Consider the following 16325-nt stretch of genomic DNA (forward strand, 5'->3'; position numbering starts at 1 on the left):
TTCGGTTCTATAAACTTGCAACTTTTGCTGCTTCAAATTCCTTCAACAAATTACTGAAAACGGTTTCTACCGGTAATATATCGTTAATTAATGCTGAAACCTGCCCTATTTCCAGCTCTCCGTCTTCCATATCTCCTTCAAACATTCCGCGTTTTGCCCTTGCGCGTCCCAATGAGGCCATTAAAGCTTCTTTATTTCTTCCTGACTGGTAGATGTCTTCCAATTCACTAAAGAACTTATTTTTCACCATCCTTACGGGCGCCAGTTCTTTCAAAGTAAGATGGGTATCGCCTTCATTCAGTTCGGTAATTTTCTTTTTCCAGTTTTCATGGGCACTTGCTTCAACGGTCGCTGCGAATCGTGAACCGATCTGTACACCATCTGCGCCGAGAATCATGGCAGCTTTCATCTGGGAACCCAATGCAATTCCTCCGGCAGCAATCAAAGGCTTGGAAATATGTTTTTTTACATTCGGGATCAGACAGAACGTCGTAGTCTCATCTCTACCATTATGGCCTCCTGCTTCAAAACCTTCAGCCACGACAGCGTCTACCCCTGCTTCTTCGCATTTTACAGCAAATTTTGTGGATGAAACTACGTGGGCCACTTTTATTCCTTCTTTTTGAAGGGTCTCCGTATAGGTTTTAGGGTTTCCGGCTGAAGTAAAAACAATTTTAACTCCTTCTTCCAGAATAATCTGAATGATCTCTTCAAGGTTGGGATATAACATGGGTACATTAACGCCAAAAGGCTTATCTGTAGCCAGTTTACATTTCTGAATATTTTCTCTCAGGATGTCAGGATACATACTTCCTGCTCCTATGATGCCCAATCCTCCGCAGTTAGAAACCGCCGAAGCCAGTCTCCATCCTGAATGCCAGATCATTCCTGCCTGAATAATTGGGTATTGTATATTAAAAAGCTCTGTAATTCTATTTTGATCTGTCTTCATTTCATGAAGTTTTTTTGCTGAATTGAAATCTATAAAATTGCTCATGCGTAAAAATAATAAAAAACACGGTTTCTAAAGGAAATATCTTGACTTTTCGGTATAAAAAAACCTTCAGAAATTCTGAAGGTTTTGTATTTATTTTTTGACTGATTCTTTTTTCCAGTTGGCTTTGAATTTACAGTTATCATAGCGTCCGTCAATTGATATAAAGGTTGTCGGTAATTTAGAGTTGACAAACTTCTCAATCATTTCGTTACGCTTTTTGTTGAGCGCCATCTGCTTGATTCTGTTATAATCTGTTTCCAGTGTGATCTGGTGGGCAGGAATAACATCTTCCAATTTGATGATCTTTATTACTTTTCTCTTATTGTCTTCATCTTCGAAAGGACTCGTAATATCTCCTTTGTTCAGACCTGCCAGTTCATACGTGATAGATCCCGGAATACTTTCTCTTTCAATTTTATCAGAACCATCCGCCCCAGAAATAATTCCAGCGTTGAATTTCGTTTTTTTATCTTCTGAAAATTTAAAAGCAGCATCTTTAAATGTTATTTTACCATCAATCACAAGTTTCTTGATACTGTCCAGTTTTGCTTTTGCTGTTTTCATCTCATCGTCTGTAGGGGTTGCTTTCAACAGGATGTGTCTTGCATCATATACTTTCCCTGATTTCTTGATCAGCTGTATAATATGGTACCCGAATTCGGATTCAATAGGTTCGGAAATCTCATTTTCCTGCAGATTTAATGCAGCCGCTTCAAACGGCTTTACCATCTGTCCCTTTGATATGTTTTTATAAAGCCCTCCATTGGCAGCAGATCCTTCATCTTCAGAATAAATCCTCGCCTGGCTTTCAAAAGTTTCTCCACCGGCAATATCCTGCTTGATTTTATTTAATCTTTTGATAAGGTCTTCTTTATGAGCCTCTGTCAGTTTAGGATATATCATAATCTGCGCTAAAGATATCTCATCTTTCACTTCAGGAAGCTGCATTTTGTACAGGTTATAGAAGTCTGTAACCTCATTTGGGGTTACGTCTGCCTTTTCAGTGATACGCTGATATTTTGCCTGCCCGTAATATTGGTCTACATCTATCTTTTCGATAGCGTTTTTCATTTCATATCCATTTCTGAATTTATAGGCAGCAAGCATCGTTTTTTCATCAGGGAACTGAGAAAGCAATTGACGGTATTTTGCATTGGCCTGCTCTTTAATAGCAGCAGAACGGTTTTCAATTAATGTATCTTTTTTAGCTTCGTATACAAGAAGTTTATTGCTGATCAGGTTTTCAAGGAAGTCACATTTATCAGTTTCAGAGGCTCCCTGCTGTTTGGCATAATTCATCTGCTCATTCACATCCGATTCCAAAACAATTTCATCCCCGATAACAGCAGCAATACCATCCACTAGTTCTCCCGGTTTTAGCTGAGCATTCATGTTTGAAGAGAATATCATCATGAAAATCCCAAGAAGAAAAGTGATTTTTAGTTTATTTGTCATTTTACTATTTTAAACAAGTTGCAAATTTAGAATACTTAACGAATTAGTCTAAATTTTTTATTATAAATATTTCTTAAAAAGACTTATTTATTGCAGTTCGATATCGAATGTCGTTAATTCTTTGAATTGTCTTAATCTGCTGAACATATCCGCTTCATTTACTTCCTGGATTCTTTCTGTTCCGAATTTCTCAACAGTAAAAGAAGCCATCGCTGAACCTACGATCAAAGCAGACTTCATTGTTTCGAAATCAAACTTACCTTTTTTAGCAAGATAAGCTGCAAAACCACCTGCAAAAGTGTCTCCGGCTCCGGTTGGATCGAAAACCTCTTCCAGCGGAAGTGCAGGAATAGCGAATACTTTATGGTCGTGGAAAAGTAGGGCGCCGTGCTCTCCTTTTTTAATGATTACATATTCTGGCCCCATCGTGTGGATCTTTTTAGCAGCTTTTACTAAAGAATATTCTCCTGAAAGCTGTCTTGCCTCTTCATCATTAATGGTAATAACATCTGTTTTAGCGATCATATCCATTAAAATATCCCATGCTGAATCCATCCAGAAGTTCATGGTATCAAGAATAACAAGTTTTGGACGCTTGTTCATTTTTTCCAGTACGGACAGCTGAACGCCAGGGTGTAGGTTTCCAAGCAGAAGAATCTCTGCATCCTGCATAGAATCTGGAATTTTCGGATCAAAATTCTCCAAAACGTTCACTTCTGTAACCAAAGTATCTCTGGTATTCAGATCATTATGATATTTCCCCGACCAGAAGAATGTTTTCCCTTCTTTTACGATCTCAATTCCTTCAATATTTACATCTCTGTCTGTGAACATATCAAGGTGCTCCTGTGGGAAATCTCCTCCAACAACGGAAACAATACCAGATTTAACGCCTAAAACAGATGAAGTGATGCTAATATAAGTAGCTGCACCTCCTAAGATTTTATCAGTTTTACCAAATGGCGTTTCGATTGCATCAAATGCAACGCTTCCTACAACTAAAAGTTTCATATATTTTTCAATGTATTTTAAAGTCAATTATTTTTTCCATTCAAAAGTGTCCAGCAGGTGCTTCATATCATTCCTGATATAGTTCACTGCCGGGGCCAGAGAATCAGGTTTCGGCCTTGTATTAAAGTATAAATAAGCAGTCACAAAATGTTTTGTGCTGTCTGTAATGTAAAATTGAAGATTGGAAGCACTCTGCCCCTTAAGCTCATAGAAGTTCCCATAGACTTTTTTGTTTGGGTATTCGAACGATTTTGTATCTATGGAACTTGCTTTAATGGTATGCTCATAGACCATTTTCTCAGCTTCTTTGATATGGTCTGCAAAATCATTCTGTATCGGATAATACGTCACAAAGACTTTGGCTTTCATTTTTGGGTAATTTATATAGTACCAGCACGGCTTTTTAGCATCAGAAATCAACGCAAAGTCTGAATATTCAAAAGTATAGGCACAGTTGTTCTCAAACTTCTGATATTGGGGTTCCGGATATTCCAGGCGGAGTTCCCCGTAAGGTTTTGGAACATGATCTTTTCCGCACGAAATTAAAAGCAGTGAAACAAAAATAAAAATGACGTTTTTTATCATTTTGCAAAAGTACAAATTAGATTTCAGATTTTAGGAGACAAATTTCAGTCTTTCAGTGAGTTTTGGATGTAGTTTTCCAAAGGCTTGGGGAAAGATTTATCATGAGAAGCTTCAAAGTCTGTAATGATGTACTGATTTTTAGCTATAAAACTGTTCCAAACCGCTTCTGAATGAACCTCAACGCTTGAAATTTCAATGGTAAGATTCTTGTGGGTAAGCTTATGGGTGATGGTTTTTACATTCCTGATAAAGGGTTCCAGCTCTGCAGAAATTACCGGTGGAAATTCAAATAATTTTTTCCAGATGAAATCGTCTTTTCTCTGCCGGATCAGAAACTGTCTGTTTCTGTGCACAAAATAATATTTCAGGCTAAGATCTTCTGTTTTTACCTTTTTTGTTTTAACGGGATACTCTGATGTTTTCTGCATGGAAAATGCAAGACAGTCATCATTTACAGGACATTCACCACAGAGAGGGTTTTTAGGTTTACAGATTTCTGATCCGAGATCCATCATGGCCTGATTAAAATCGCCTACATTTTCGGGCATGACCAATGCTGCCAATTGAGAGAAATAGGAAAAAGCTCTTGAACTGGAGATATCAAAATCATCGGCAAAAATACGGCTTAAGACTCTGTAAAAATTACCGTCAACAGCAGGCATTTTACCTCCGAAACAGATGCTTGAAACTGCTGCAGCAGTATATTTTCCGACTCCTTTCAATTTTAAAATATCTTCATAACCGGCAGGAAAAACGCCATGATAATCATTCATGATCTGTTGGGAGGCCTTATGGATATTAATGGCTCTTGAATAGTATCCAAGTCCTTTCCAGTAGAGCAGCACTTCATTTTCATCCGCATCAGCCAGTGTCTTTACATCCGGAAATCTTTTAATGAAGTTATTGTAATGGTTGAGTCCCTGACTGATCCTTGTCTGCTGAAAAACAATTTCGCAGATCCAGATTTTATAAGGGTCTTTTGTCTGTCTGAAAGGCAGATCTCTTGCATTTTTTCCGTACCAGTTCAGTAATTTATTTCCAATATGGAGAAATTCTGAACTTTTATTATCTTTTTCCAAAAACCTTTGTCTGTTTAAATAATTTGAGGGAATTCCTAACTGCAATTATTTTTATCATATCATTCAAAAATTTGATACAACTTCAATTCCCGTTCTGCAAAGATAAAATTATTTATCCTTTTTAACAGAGTATACAGGAGCTGCTTTCAGCCACTGATATCTGAGGTTTCTTTCTGCAGCAATAAACCGGTAGCCTTCAAGTTTTTTCAGATAAAGGTAGACAGAATCCGGTTTAAGCTTCAGTTTTTGATCGGAAAGAAACATGAACGGGTAATCCATCACTGAATCTCTTACTGTTTTCAATACTTTTCCGGATCTTACTTTGTAAAGAAAGAATGTTTTTCCTCTTCCTTTTGAACTGTCGGTAAGTTTGACATTGGAGCTTGCAATAACCAGCTCACTGCCGTCAAAACACTCCTCTTCGTTCATGATATAGGCTTTTCCCTTCTGCCGTTCGTCTTTAAAAAGGTCTACTGCATAATGGTCGGGAGCCTGGTATTTTTTTTCACAGCCCGACAATACAATCAGCATGAGTACAGGCAGAAAAAAGCTTAAACTGTTTTTGATCACATTAATTTTCATATGAATTGGCAGTAAAAAACCGATGTATAAATGCATCGGTTTTGTTATTTAAAATTGAGTTGTTATTATTCCTGAGTATATTGTGCATCCCATTCGTTACCATCATCTCCTTTGTGTCCGTCCAGTTTGATAACGAAACTTTTTGTAGGGAAATAAGGGGTCATGCGGATATCCAGCCATACTCTGTCTTTATTGACTCTGTCCTGCTCGAAACGAACAATTTTGAATTTTTCAATAAGTTTGTCCGGACCTTTGATATTGTCCAGGAAGGTCACGATCTGTCTTCTCAAATCGTCTTCGTTCTTTGCATTCCAGTTTTCGAAAGCTCTTCTGTTCAGGAAGTCAAGTAAAACTTTAGTCACATAGTCGAATACACGTACTACTGAATAGGTCTGAAGACCGATGTTATCTCCTGTAAACAGTGTTTTTGCAGAGAATGCCATGATCTTACCATATTCATTCACCATTGGAACAAGACCCATTTTTTCTAACTGAGAAATTTCACTTTTCTTCAACTCGAATTTTACAGCATCTACTTCGTTGATATTGCCATGCTTTTTACCTGCTGCCACCTGAGACATCAAAGTTTTGTGGATTTTTCCTGCCAGTGAAGTGGAAGGTGGAAGCTCTACATTCTCCTCTTCGCCTACTTCTTCAGCCTTCCCTCTGCCTACAAGCCAGTTACACGTCATAATAACGTTACTTCTGTGAAGCTCGCCTCCGGTAAGGTTTGCAGAGTGGAACAAGTCTACTACATCATCCGGCTTATCCAGGTTGGCGAAGTCGGTCACCATCATTACTTTATTCTCGTTACAGATCTTTGCCCATTTTTCAATGACTTTGTTTGAGCCTAAATATCCGGGTATTGCCAGGATAGAATAGTTGTCTCTAAGATCTAAACGGTCGTAATAGTTTTTGAATTCTTCGGAAATAGCATCAATGAATAAGGGGTTATCCAAATCTGAAACCTGTTCAAGACTTGCATTAACGATGCTTACGTTATCCACTTTATCCAGTTCTGTATTTTTATAAAACTGAGCTACAGTTCTGTAGTTGGTTTCCAACAGACGTACTGCGTCAAGTGTATTTTTCAGATTGGTCTTTAGATTCTGGTCTGCTGCCTGCGCTTTGGTTTTGCAGGTATCTGCCATCTGATCTGCAGATTCGTTTCCTTCTAAAAGACTTACCCAAAGGTTTATTTTTTGAAGAAGCTCTTTTCTTTCGTCTGATTTATTATTGTCTGTCAGGAAAATTTCTTTCCTGGCTTTTCTTGTAGGGTTCATATTGGCGATACCGTCTACAACGGATTCAACAAAGCCAAAACCTCCTATTTTATTAAGCTCTGCAAGCGGGTTGCCTTTCGGCTGCCCTGAGTGTTGCTGCTGACCCTGCTGTTGGCTTTCTTGTGCCTGTAATTTGCTATCCATGATTTGATTTAGTGTAAATAATTATTTTTCAAGTTCTTGTGCCACATCTTTCAATACTTCGATGAATGCAGCTCTGGTCTGGTCATTCTCAAGCATATTACGCAGAATTTTATTGGTTTTCAGCTGGCGTACGATTTTATTGTACTGCTCCTGTTCCATACTAAGCTGCTGTAAATAGTCTGATTTCTGGGTAAGATTTTTGGGTGTAAAGTCTGCAAGATTCTGAAAACGGAATTCCTCTTCCACTACACTGCCATCTTCCGTTTCGTGCTGTACAGCTACGGATGGTTGAAAATGTCTGAAGACGTCGTCCACAGTTTTTAATCCTGTTACGATTTCAGGGGTATAAGATTCTTCTGTAGTAAGCTGGCTCACTATCAGCGATTTGTTTTCCTGTATTTCCTGAATAGCTTCATTAGCGTCTACTTTTACCTCGTTGCCGCCAACACCATAATTAAACATTGCCATATTATTGTTATTTTGAGATTTCTGATTTTGGTTTGGATCTGTCTTTGAGTAATTTACCGATGAATCAAATAAATTACCAATCCAATGTTTAAATTTAAAAAAAAACTGTAACATACAAAATTTTGTAAAGATTTTTCTTGAAATATTTAATTTAACCTTATTTATATATAACGTAAAATCATGACTTTACGATTCACTAAACTATGAAAAATAAATAAAATAAGCTGTGTGGAGATAAAATAAAATCTTTGTGCACTTTGTATTTATATAAAAGCCTAAAAAACGTGTTAAAATAAGAATTTCTCCGGTGCGAGGAAAAAATATTCTTTATATTTAAACAAAGTAAACACAGTCATGAAAGATGTAAAGATTGCATTTAGAAAACCAATATATCCTGTTTCTGAAGCATTAAATCAGTATCTGGAAAAACATAACAGAACGACCAAGATTCAGTTTTTATATGAAGACCTGCTAAGATTCAGCGACAGTGTGAAAATTCTGGATAAGGAAGGCAAGGATACCTTATGGCTTGGTGTATTGTATTCTGAACATGAATTTACAGAAATAGAGGCTAATTTAAATAAGATTTATACGCTTCTTCATTCCGATGGAGATGAGGCTACTTTACCTTATCTGAAAGTGGATACCATTGATTTTTGTACCTTCGGAAACTCTAAGCCTTTTCGGATTCGGGTAAGAAATATTCTAAACGACAATCATACTAATTTTTATATTAAACAGGCCGATGCTTCCCGCATCTATGGACTAGAAATTGAAGACCTGCTTTCTCCCAACCGAATCAACTTTCTGATTTACAAAAACACCTTGATAGAAGAGCATATCCTGGGAATTCCCGGAGATGTTTTTATCCAGAAACATTTACATAACTGTACAGAATTGGAAAAAGCACAGATTTCCAAGGAATTTGTAAAATTCAATGAACGCTGCCTCATTGGGCTGCTGGGTGACATGCGTTCTTATAATTATGTTATTATTCCTATTCACGATTTCGATCAGGTTATTTACAGAATCCGCCCCATCGATTTTGATCAGCAAAGCTATGAAGGAAATTTGAAAGTTTATCTTCCCCAGTATTTCAAAGAAAACAATGCAATGGTTAATATGGTACTGGAAAAACTGAAGCCTAATTCTATAGAACAGTATCGCAAAGAAGTGCGTTCACAAATTGTAAAAAGAGTGACCAGCAGCAAAAGCAGATTCAGTGAACTTATTGCTATTATGAAAAAAGAAGATATTGCACCGGAAGCCAATGTTACAGAGCTAAAAACAGCATTACAAAAACTCACTTACGATGTCAACTTCAGGTATTGTAAAACTATGGGAGATATTATTGAAACCGGGATAAATTTTGTTCTCCGGAATTATAAGAAAGCCTATTAAAAAGAGAATCCATCCCATATTAATTGGGATGGATTCTTTTTTCTAACAATTTTGGTTATTCTACCAAATTTTTATTCTGTCCTGAGGCGCTTTATACATTTTGTCCCCAGGTTTTATATCAAATGCTTTATTGAATGCATCCTGATTGACCAGCGGTCCGAATGCTCTGAACACTCCAGGAGAGTGAGGATCGGTTTTCACCTGGTTGATCATATACTGGTCAGTAGATTTTGTTCTCCACACGGTTGCCCAGCTCATGAAAAATCTCTGATCCTGTGTAAATCCACTGATTTTTCCGGGGTTTCCTTTATCTTTCAGATACATCTGAAGGGCATCGTAAGCTACTGCTACTCCACCAAGGTCACCGATATTTTCACCGCTGGTAAATTTACCGTTTACAAAGCTTCCTTTTACCGGTTCATAAGCGCTGTACTGAGCAGCTAACTGTCCTACTTTCGCATCAAAGTTCTTACGGTCTTCATCCGTCCACCAGTTGTTTAGGTTTCCGTCACCGTCAAAACGTGAGCCGCTGTCATCAAATCCGTGAGAGATCTCATGCCCGATAACGGCTCCGATACCTCCGAAGTTTACGGCAGCATCAGCTTTAGGGTTATAGAAAGGAGGCTGAAGAATCGCGGCCGGGAAAACGATCTCATTGTTTGATCCGCTGTAATAAGCATTCACAGTTTGCGGAGACATTCCCCATTCTGTTTTGTCAACCGGTTTTCCTACTTTATCAAGGCTTCTCTGATATTGCCACTCAGATACGTTCTGAAGATTGGAATACAGTGTTGCGCCCTGTTTTGGAGATTCCACCTTTAACCGGGTATAATCTTTCCATTTGTCAGGATAAGCAATTTTCACAGTGAATTTAGACAGTTTTTCCTGAGCTTTCACTTTAGTGGCCGGAGACATCCAGTCCATATCGTTGATATGCGTTTTGAATGACTTTAAAATATAATCAATATACATCTCCATCTGAGCTTTTGCTTCAGGAGTAAAATATTTTTCAACATATAATTTTCCAAAAGCCTCACCAAGAACTCCATTTACAAGACTAAGTCCTCTTTTGTCCATCGGACGCTGCTCTTTCTGGCCCTGAAGATATTTTGAATAGAAATCAAACCTGATCTGCTCAAGCTTATCATCAAGATTGCTGGCATTCCCGTTAATCAGGTGGTATTTCAGATAGTCTTTTAACAGAGGAAGATTCTTTTCAGTCACAAACTGATCCATATTCTGATAATATTTCAGTTCACCGATGATTACTTTATCGGTATTCACTCCTGCATCCTTCAGATATTTAGCAAGGTTGACATTTTTAACCAGTCCTGAAAGTTCATTTACATTTTTAGGGTTGTACCTCAGATTGGCATCTCTGTTCTGCTCCAGAGTCAACAGGTAGTTGGCAAGCTGCTTTTCAAATGCCACAACATTCTGCGCAGCCTGTTCTGAATTTTTATTGCCTAAAACCCCAAATAGTTTTCCGACATAGGCCTGATATTCTGTTAAAGTTTTAGTATTGGCCTCATTTACTTTCTGATAGTAATCTCTTCCTAGTCCAAGATCCGGACCGCCAAGATACACCGCATTCATTTTAGAATTCTTCATATCTGCACCTACTCTCCATCCGTAGAAGGAATTGTCACCCAATTTTGTGGCTTCAAGAAGGTATTCTTGCAGGTCGTTTAGGTTTTTAATCGCCTCAATTTTTGCTAAATCCCCTTTAATAGGAGCCAATCCGTCAGCATTTCTCTTATTTACATCCATAAAAGACGCATACAGATTCTGGATCTTTTGACCTTCTGATCCTTCGGAATATGTTTCGGATAAAATTTTGTTCAGAATATCCAGAGAAGCATCATCTACATTTTCTCTCAACGCATTGAAAGATCCCCAGCTCGCTTTATCGGAAGGAATCTGAGTAGTTTTCACCCAATTCCCGTTCACATAGCTAAAAAAGTCATCCTGCGGGCGAACGCTTTTATCCATATAAGATAAATTAATTCCCTCATCTTTTATTTCTTCTTTCACAGGTTCTGCAACAGCAACCGTAGTTTCGGTTTTGATTTCTGTACCGGCAGTTTTAGCCGTTCCGCATGAGTTTAAAAATACAATGCCGGAAAGGGCAAGTATTCCAATATTTAGCTTTTTCATTAAAGATAATTTTGATTGTCTACAAACTTATCAAATATACAAATTTTAACAATAGGTGATTAATGATAATTGATAAATGATGAAGAATTGGCAGTGATTTCCGTGGGTTTGAGAGTATGAGGGGGTTGTAGCGTTTGAGCGTTTTAGGGTAAAAAAAACATTTAAGAAATCAGAATGAGTTAGCTACTGGCAACCCGGAAAACGTATCTTGAAACCTCATAACCTGAAACTCGCATCTGCTAGTTGCAACCTAACATTTGATATCTCCACATAAAAAAACAAAAACCGCTCATTGCTGAACGGTTTTACTATTTTCTGATGATAATTACCAGATTTTGATTCTGTCTTCTGGAGTTTTGTATAATTTGTCTCCTTTTTTCACGTCAAATGCATTGTAGAAAGCATCAACGTTGATGAGTGGGCCGAAGCTTCTGAAGTATCCCGGAGAGTGCGGGTCAGTTTTTACCTGGTTCACCATATACTTTTCACTGGATAAAGTTCTCCAAACAGTTGCCCAGCTCAGGAAGAATCTCTGATCCTGGCTGAATCCGCTGATTTTCCCTGGATTTCCTTTATCTTTTAAATACATCTGAAGGGCATCGTAAGCGATATTTACTCCTCCTAAGTCAGCGATATTTTCACCGTTTGTGAACGTACCGTTTACGAAAGTTCCTTTTACCGGCTCGTATTTGTCATACTGTGCAGCAAGAGCTTTTGTTGCTTTCTCGAAGTTCGCTTTATCTTCCGGCGTCCACCAGTCTACCAGGTTTCCGTCTGCATCAAACTGTGCACCTGAATCATCAAATCCATGGCTCATTTCGTGACCGATAACAGCACCGATTCCACCAAAATTAACGGCAGCATCAGCTTTAGGATTGAAGAAAGGCGGCTGAAGAATTGCAGCAGGGAAAACAATCTCGTTGTTTACCGGGTTATAGTAAGCATTTACCGTTTGCGGTGTCATACCCCATTCTGATTTGTCAACAGCTTTACCGATTTTTGCAAGATCTTTATTATACTGCCATTCGGTAATGTTCTGAAGATTGCTGTATAGATTTCCACCTTTAGCTTCAGAAACGATATCTAATTTTGAATAGTCTTTCCATTTATCAGGATAAGCAACTTTTACAGTAAACTTGTTCAGTTTGTTCATTGCCTTTTCTTTCGTTGTAGAAGACATCCACGCTAAATTGTTGATGTGAACGGCAAAGCTTTTCTTTAAATAGTCGATCAATTCCACCATCTGTGCTTTTGCCTCAGCCGGGAAGTATTTTTCAACGTATAATTTTCCGAAGGCTTCACCTAGAGTACCATTGATCAATTCGAAACCTCTCTTGTTCAATGCTCTCTGTTCCTGCTGACCTCTCAGGTATTTACCATAGAAATCAAATTTCATGTTACCCAATTTATCGCTTAAATAAGAGGCACTTCCGTGAATCATATGGAATTTTAAATAATCCTTGATTACAGGAAGATTCTGAGCAGTTACCAATTTATCAAATTCTTTGTAATATCCGATTTCTCCGATGATTACTTTATCTGTAGTTACTCCTGCTTTTTTAAGGTAAGCAGGGATATCAACACCTTTTACCAGTGTTGAAAGCTCAGCCATAGTTTTTGGGTTGTACTGCAATGTGTTGTCACGGCTCTGTTCGTTGGTAAGATAAGTTTTTGCAATACTTTTTTCGTAGTCGACGATTCCTTTTGCCGCTGCATCAGCATTTTTGTAGCCTAATTCTTTCAGCATGGAAGCTACATATTTCTGATATTCAGCAATAGCTTCTGTATTTTTTTCGTTTTCTTTCTGATAGTAATCTCTTCCTAGCCCCAGAGCAGCATTCCCTAAGTACACAGCATTCATTTTAGAATCTTTAAGATCGGCATCAACGCCCCATCCGTACAAAGTATTTTCTCCGTCTTTTGTTACAGAAATCAAATAGTTCTGAAGATCGGCAAGATTTTTAATCGCATCAATTTTATTCAGGTTAGTCTGAATAGGCTTGATTCCGTCTGCATTTCTCTTCTGCATGTTCATATAAGTAGCATACAGATCCTGGATTTTCTTGCCCTCGCTTCCTTCTGCAAATTTATCTTTCAGAAGAGAGTTCAGAATAGTCATTGAGTTGTTATCCGTATCTTCAGCCAGTTTGTTGAAACTTCCCCAGGTCGGTTTATCAGATGGAATTTTGGCTGTTTTCATCCAAGTTCCGCTTACGTAGTTATAAAAATCATCTTGCGGACGTACAGAAGTATCCATAAGGCTAATATCCAAGCCTTTATCTGTGCTGTTAACGGCTGTTTTTACGGCTTTTGCCTGTCCGTTCACTGTATTAAGTGAGCAAACTCCTGCCAGTAAAAACAAAGAAAGCGTTAGTTTTTTCATTATGATAGCAAATTTATTGTATATGTAGTTTTTTTTTGTAATCTGTTACAATTCGTTTCAATAAAAAATTAACAATTATAATATTGATTATTTTTCCTTTGGATAGTTAAAAAGATTACTTTGAAATTAATAAGCCCACCAGGTCCTGAATGATCTTCTGGGAAACGAAATTCATAAAATCGGGTCTGTCCAGATGAGGCATATACAGTTTTGAAGTGACTTCTTTTTCATTGATCCGTATCGTATAAAAAACGGTTCCCACTTCTTTACCGTCTTCACCTTTATCCGGGCCGGCAACCCCTGTTGTGGACATAGAAATATCGGAGCCAAATAATTTCTGACAGCCTTCTGCCATTTCACTGGCCACCTGTTCACTTACAACTGTAAACTGGTCTACGGTTTCCTGAGCAACTTTTAAAATCTCTATTTTCTTTTCTGTAGCATAAGGTACAATTCCGCCGATAAAATATTTTGAGCTTCCGGAATTGGCTGTGATCATTCTTGCCAGTTCACCTCCGGTACAGCTTTCTGCCGTGGATATAGTCAGTTTTCTTTCCGTAAGGATCTCCGCCAGAATTTTCTCTATTTTGTCTTCCGATACTGCGATAACGTGATCTCCTACCAAAGGAAGGAGCTTCTGAATCTCGTCTTCTGCCTGCTGTTTCAGGGCCACTTCATTATCCCCTGAAGCAGTAAGTCTCAGTTTCACACGTGTTCCTACCGGAAGATAAGACAATGCGATATTTTCAGGAAGGGCAAGCTCCCAGTCTTCAATAGTGTCTGCGAGAATACTCTCGGGAATGCCCACCACAGAAACTATTCTGGTATGAATATAGTAAAGATTGAATTTTTCTTTTAGATAAGGAACAATCTGATCTCTGATCAACGGTTTTACTTCATAAGGAACTCCGGGAAGGCTGAAACATAGTTTCCCGTCCTGCTCCATCATCATACATGGTGCCGTTCCAAAATGGTTTTGGAAAACAACAGATTTTGTAGGAACAAAGGCCTGTTCTCTGTTTCTTTCAAGAATATCCAGCCGGCCGCGCCTTTCCATATAATTTTTAAGATGGTTGAAAGTGACCTCGTCCAAGGCAATTTCGTCATTAAAAAATTCTGCCAGTGCTTTCTTGGTTTTATCATCTCTTGTCGGGCCCAATCCGCCTGTTGTAATAATAAGATCTCCAATTTCAAAAGCAACCTTTAAAGTATTTTTAATAGTGGCAATCTCATCTGAAATTGTGAAGATCTGTATAACCTGTATGCCTATGTTTTTAAGTTCTGCGGCAATAAAATTAGAATTGGTATCAACGGTGTTTCCGGAAAGGATTTCATCACCGATCGTAATCAGAACAGCTTTTTCCATATATAAATTCTTGAAAGAAAAATGTCCTGCAAATGACGTAAAAATCTACGGCTAAGACAACATAAAATGATTTTTTCTATCTTTGGCTGATACTGTTTAAAACTATAATTATTCGGCGATGGCAAAATATGATGATGCTTCCTGGCACTATGGCGGAGAATATCCGGAAAATCTACCTGATGAAAATGCAGCTACCCATATCGGAATGTTTCTGACATGGTGCATCAACAATGAACTCATATCAGAAGAGTTGGTGCAAGATTCCACAGATGAGATCCAAAGTGTGAAAAGACGTGAGATGACCGGAGGGCAATTCCTGATTGATATATGTGATGAAAAGTTCAGCCCACATGATCTGAATGATACCGGCAACGGTTTTGCACAGGCTTATTACAATGACGATACTGTCTTCGGAAAAAAATTCAGTTCGTTTACAGATGATTATTCGGAAACCTTTGACAGAAAAGCGGAAGAAAATAATTTCGAGTATGAATCTTTTTATCATGTAGAAGACACATACGAAAACTACGATCTGATAAAGCCTGTTATTGATCAGCGTTTTGAAGAGTGGAAGGAGTTTTCAGGCTACGTGGTTTGAGTTTAGGAGTCGTTACGAATAAGTTGCAGATGCAGAGTTTGCGGCTGTGAATTCAAAAGGCATAAATTAAGAGAAATATCTGGTGGCTGAGGCACTCGAAGCCACCAGCAGTAATGTCTCATATCTGAAGTCTTACATCTACAATCGTAAATCTTGACTATTGGATTCTGGCATTCACATTTCACTTGCGAAGCAAATTCACCATTGGCGTTTTCCAATCACAGTCTTGTATCTGATATCTAAAATCCTGATTTAAATTACTGATTATGCTTCACCCAGATCAATTCATCCGTGTTATACCCTAGTTTTTTTGCTTTTTCGATAAAACGCAGTCTTATACTTTCGGGAATTGAAGTTGTTCTGGATAGGATCCACAGGTATTTTACACTGCTTCCTGCCACCAGGGCATACTGATAATCTTCGTCGATATCAATCACATTGTAACCGGCCCAGATTGGTTTGAAAAATGAAACTTTAAGTCGGGCTTCGGTTTTATCTTTTACAAAACGTGCTTCTCCAATGGATTCTTTCCATTCTTTTTTAACGTAATCATAGCCTTTATTGCGGACACGGATGGAGCCGTTTGGATTTTCGGAGTATTCGGCAGTGACATTATCCATATTTTTCTCGAATCTGTAATCGAAACGGGCAATTTCATACCATCTTCCGAGATATTTCTTAGCATCAAAGTTTTGAACGGCAACAGCTCCTTTGGTAATTCCGGGAGAACAGGAATTGTAAATAATCAACCCCAGAATACCTAATGTAACCGGAACCGCAATTTTCTGAAAAGTTTTCATAATGGAATATTTTGTG

14 protein-coding genes are annotated in these 16325 nt (G+C 38.1%); 2 read left to right on the forward strand and 12 right to left on the reverse strand.

The window, feature by feature from the left end:
* Nucleotides 1-7: 7 nt before the first annotated feature.
* The 8 genes from J4Q03_RS07285 to J4Q03_RS07320 form a co-directional block, all read right to left on the reverse strand.
* Nucleotides 8-952 carry an NAD(P)H-dependent flavin oxidoreductase gene (locus J4Q03_RS07285; RefSeq protein ID WP_426047533.1) on the reverse strand — a complete coding sequence of 315 codons (945 nt, stop codon included), beginning with the start codon at nt 950-952 and terminating at the stop codon, nt 8-10.
* A gap of 135 nt (nt 953-1087) precedes the next feature.
* The gene (locus J4Q03_RS07290; RefSeq protein WP_426047534.1) at nt 1088-2452 is read right to left on the reverse strand and encodes a peptidylprolyl isomerase; all 1365 of its coding nucleotides are present in this window, start codon (nt 2450-2452) and stop codon (nt 1088-1090) included.
* Nucleotides 2453-2539: 87 nt separating this feature from the next.
* Nucleotides 2540-3463, reverse strand: a complete 924-nt coding sequence (locus J4Q03_RS07295; RefSeq protein ID WP_426047535.1) for a PfkB family carbohydrate kinase — start codon at nt 3461-3463, stop codon at nt 2540-2542.
* Nucleotides 3464-3490: 27 nt separating this feature from the next.
* Nucleotides 3491-4048 (reverse strand): gliding motility lipoprotein GldD, encoded by a 558-nt coding sequence (gldD, locus tag J4Q03_RS07300; RefSeq protein ID WP_426047536.1) that lies wholly within the window; start codon nt 4046-4048, stop codon nt 3491-3493.
* Between the two features lie 44 nt (nt 4049-4092).
* A complete protein-coding gene (gene mutY, locus J4Q03_RS07305) occupies nt 4093-5127 on the reverse strand; it encodes an A/G-specific adenine glycosylase (RefSeq protein ID WP_426047537.1) in 1035 nt (344 codons plus the stop codon).
* 108 nt (nt 5128-5235) lie between these two features.
* Nucleotides 5236-5745: a hypothetical protein gene (locus J4Q03_RS07310; RefSeq protein ID WP_426047538.1), complete on the reverse strand. Its 510-nt coding sequence runs from the start codon at nt 5743-5745 to the stop codon at nt 5236-5238.
* Nucleotides 5746-5774: 29 nt separating this feature from the next.
* Complete coding sequence (locus J4Q03_RS07315) at nt 5775-7136, reverse strand: DUF5458 family protein (RefSeq protein ID WP_306844376.1); 1362 nt, start codon at nt 7134-7136, stop codon at nt 5775-5777.
* Between the two features lie 21 nt (nt 7137-7157).
* Nucleotides 7158-7604, reverse strand: coding sequence for a type VI secretion system contractile sheath small subunit (locus tag J4Q03_RS07320; RefSeq protein ID WP_306844374.1), 447 nt, complete (start codon nt 7602-7604; stop codon nt 7158-7160).
* A gap of 354 nt (nt 7605-7958) precedes the next feature.
* Between J4Q03_RS07320 and J4Q03_RS07325 the strand changes: the two genes are divergently transcribed.
* On the forward strand, nt 7959-9005 hold the full coding sequence (locus J4Q03_RS07325; RefSeq protein WP_426047539.1) for a hypothetical protein: 1047 nt from the start codon (nt 7959-7961) through the stop codon (nt 9003-9005).
* A gap of 60 nt (nt 9006-9065) precedes the next feature.
* Here the strand turns inward: J4Q03_RS07325 and J4Q03_RS07330 are convergent, their stop codons facing one another.
* The 3 genes from J4Q03_RS07330 to J4Q03_RS07340 all read right to left on the reverse strand — a co-directional run bounded on the left by J4Q03_RS07330 (nt 9066) and on the right by J4Q03_RS07340 (nt 14911).
* A complete protein-coding gene (locus tag J4Q03_RS07330) occupies nt 9066-11162 on the reverse strand; it encodes a M13 family metallopeptidase (protein ID WP_426047540.1) in 2097 nt (698 codons plus the stop codon).
* Nucleotides 11163-11487: 325 nt separating this feature from the next.
* Complete coding sequence (locus J4Q03_RS07335) at nt 11488-13545, reverse strand: M13 family metallopeptidase (RefSeq protein WP_426047541.1); 2058 nt, start codon at nt 13543-13545, stop codon at nt 11488-11490.
* A 115-nt stretch (nt 13546-13660) separates the two neighbouring features.
* A complete protein-coding gene (locus J4Q03_RS07340; protein WP_426047542.1) occupies nt 13661-14911 on the reverse strand; it encodes a CinA family nicotinamide mononucleotide deamidase-related protein in 1251 nt (416 codons plus the stop codon).
* A gap of 118 nt (nt 14912-15029) precedes the next feature.
* Between J4Q03_RS07340 and J4Q03_RS07345 the strand changes: the two genes are divergently transcribed.
* Nucleotides 15030-15509, forward strand: coding sequence for a hypothetical protein (locus J4Q03_RS07345; RefSeq protein WP_426047543.1), 480 nt, complete (start codon nt 15030-15032; stop codon nt 15507-15509).
* A gap of 257 nt (nt 15510-15766) precedes the next feature.
* On the opposite strand, the gene J4Q03_RS07350 is transcribed toward J4Q03_RS07345, so the two are convergent.
* Nucleotides 15767-16309, reverse strand: coding sequence for a lipocalin family protein (locus J4Q03_RS07350; RefSeq protein ID WP_426047544.1), 543 nt, complete (start codon nt 16307-16309; stop codon nt 15767-15769).
* Nucleotides 16310-16325: the final 16 nt, after the last annotated feature.

Source organism: Chryseobacterium sp. NFX27 (genome assembly GCF_049887855.1).
Taxonomy (GTDB): Bacteria; Bacteroidota; Bacteroidia; order Flavobacteriales; family Weeksellaceae; genus Chryseobacterium.

What these genes read in the sequence shown, in the direction of transcription:
- J4Q03_RS07295 (WP_426047535.1), bottom strand. Translation starts at nt 3,463, where the DNA reads ATGAAACTTTTAGTTGTAGGAAGCGTTGCATTTGATGCAATCGAAACG.
- J4Q03_RS07285 (WP_426047533.1), bottom strand. Translation starts at nt 952, where the DNA reads ATGAAGACAGATCAAAATAGAATTACAGAGCTTTTTAATATACAATAC.
- J4Q03_RS07340 (WP_426047542.1), bottom strand. Translation starts at nt 14,911, where the DNA reads ATGGAAAAAGCTGTTCTGATTACGATCGGTGATGAAATCCTTTCCGGA.
- J4Q03_RS07325 (WP_426047539.1), top strand. Translation starts at nt 7,959, where the DNA reads ATGAAAGATGTAAAGATTGCATTTAGAAAACCAATATATCCTGTTTCT.
- J4Q03_RS07335 (WP_426047541.1), bottom strand. Translation starts at nt 13,545, where the DNA reads ATGAAAAAACTAACGCTTTCTTTGTTTTTACTGGCAGGAGTTTGCTCA.
- J4Q03_RS07330 (WP_426047540.1), bottom strand. Translation starts at nt 11,162, where the DNA reads ATGAAAAAGCTAAATATTGGAATACTTGCCCTTTCCGGCATTGTATTT.
- J4Q03_RS07315 (WP_306844376.1), bottom strand. Translation starts at nt 7,136, where the DNA reads ATGGATAGCAAATTACAGGCACAAGAAAGCCAACAGCAGGGTCAGCAG.
- gldD (WP_426047536.1), bottom strand. Translation starts at nt 4,048, where the DNA reads ATGATAAAAAACGTCATTTTTATTTTTGTTTCACTGCTTTTAATTTCG.
- J4Q03_RS07345 (WP_426047543.1), top strand. Translation starts at nt 15,030, where the DNA reads ATGGCAAAATATGATGATGCTTCCTGGCACTATGGCGGAGAATATCCG.
- J4Q03_RS07320 (WP_306844374.1), bottom strand. Translation starts at nt 7,604, where the DNA reads ATGGCAATGTTTAATTATGGTGTTGGCGGCAACGAGGTAAAAGTAGAC.
- J4Q03_RS07310 (WP_426047538.1), bottom strand. Translation starts at nt 5,745, where the DNA reads ATGCATTTATACATCGGTTTTTTACTGCCAATTCATATGAAAATTAAT.
- J4Q03_RS07290 (WP_426047534.1), bottom strand. Translation starts at nt 2,452, where the DNA reads ATGACAAATAAACTAAAAATCACTTTTCTTCTTGGGATTTTCATGATG.
- J4Q03_RS07350 (WP_426047544.1), bottom strand. Translation starts at nt 16,309, where the DNA reads ATGAAAACTTTTCAGAAAATTGCGGTTCCGGTTACATTAGGTATTCTG.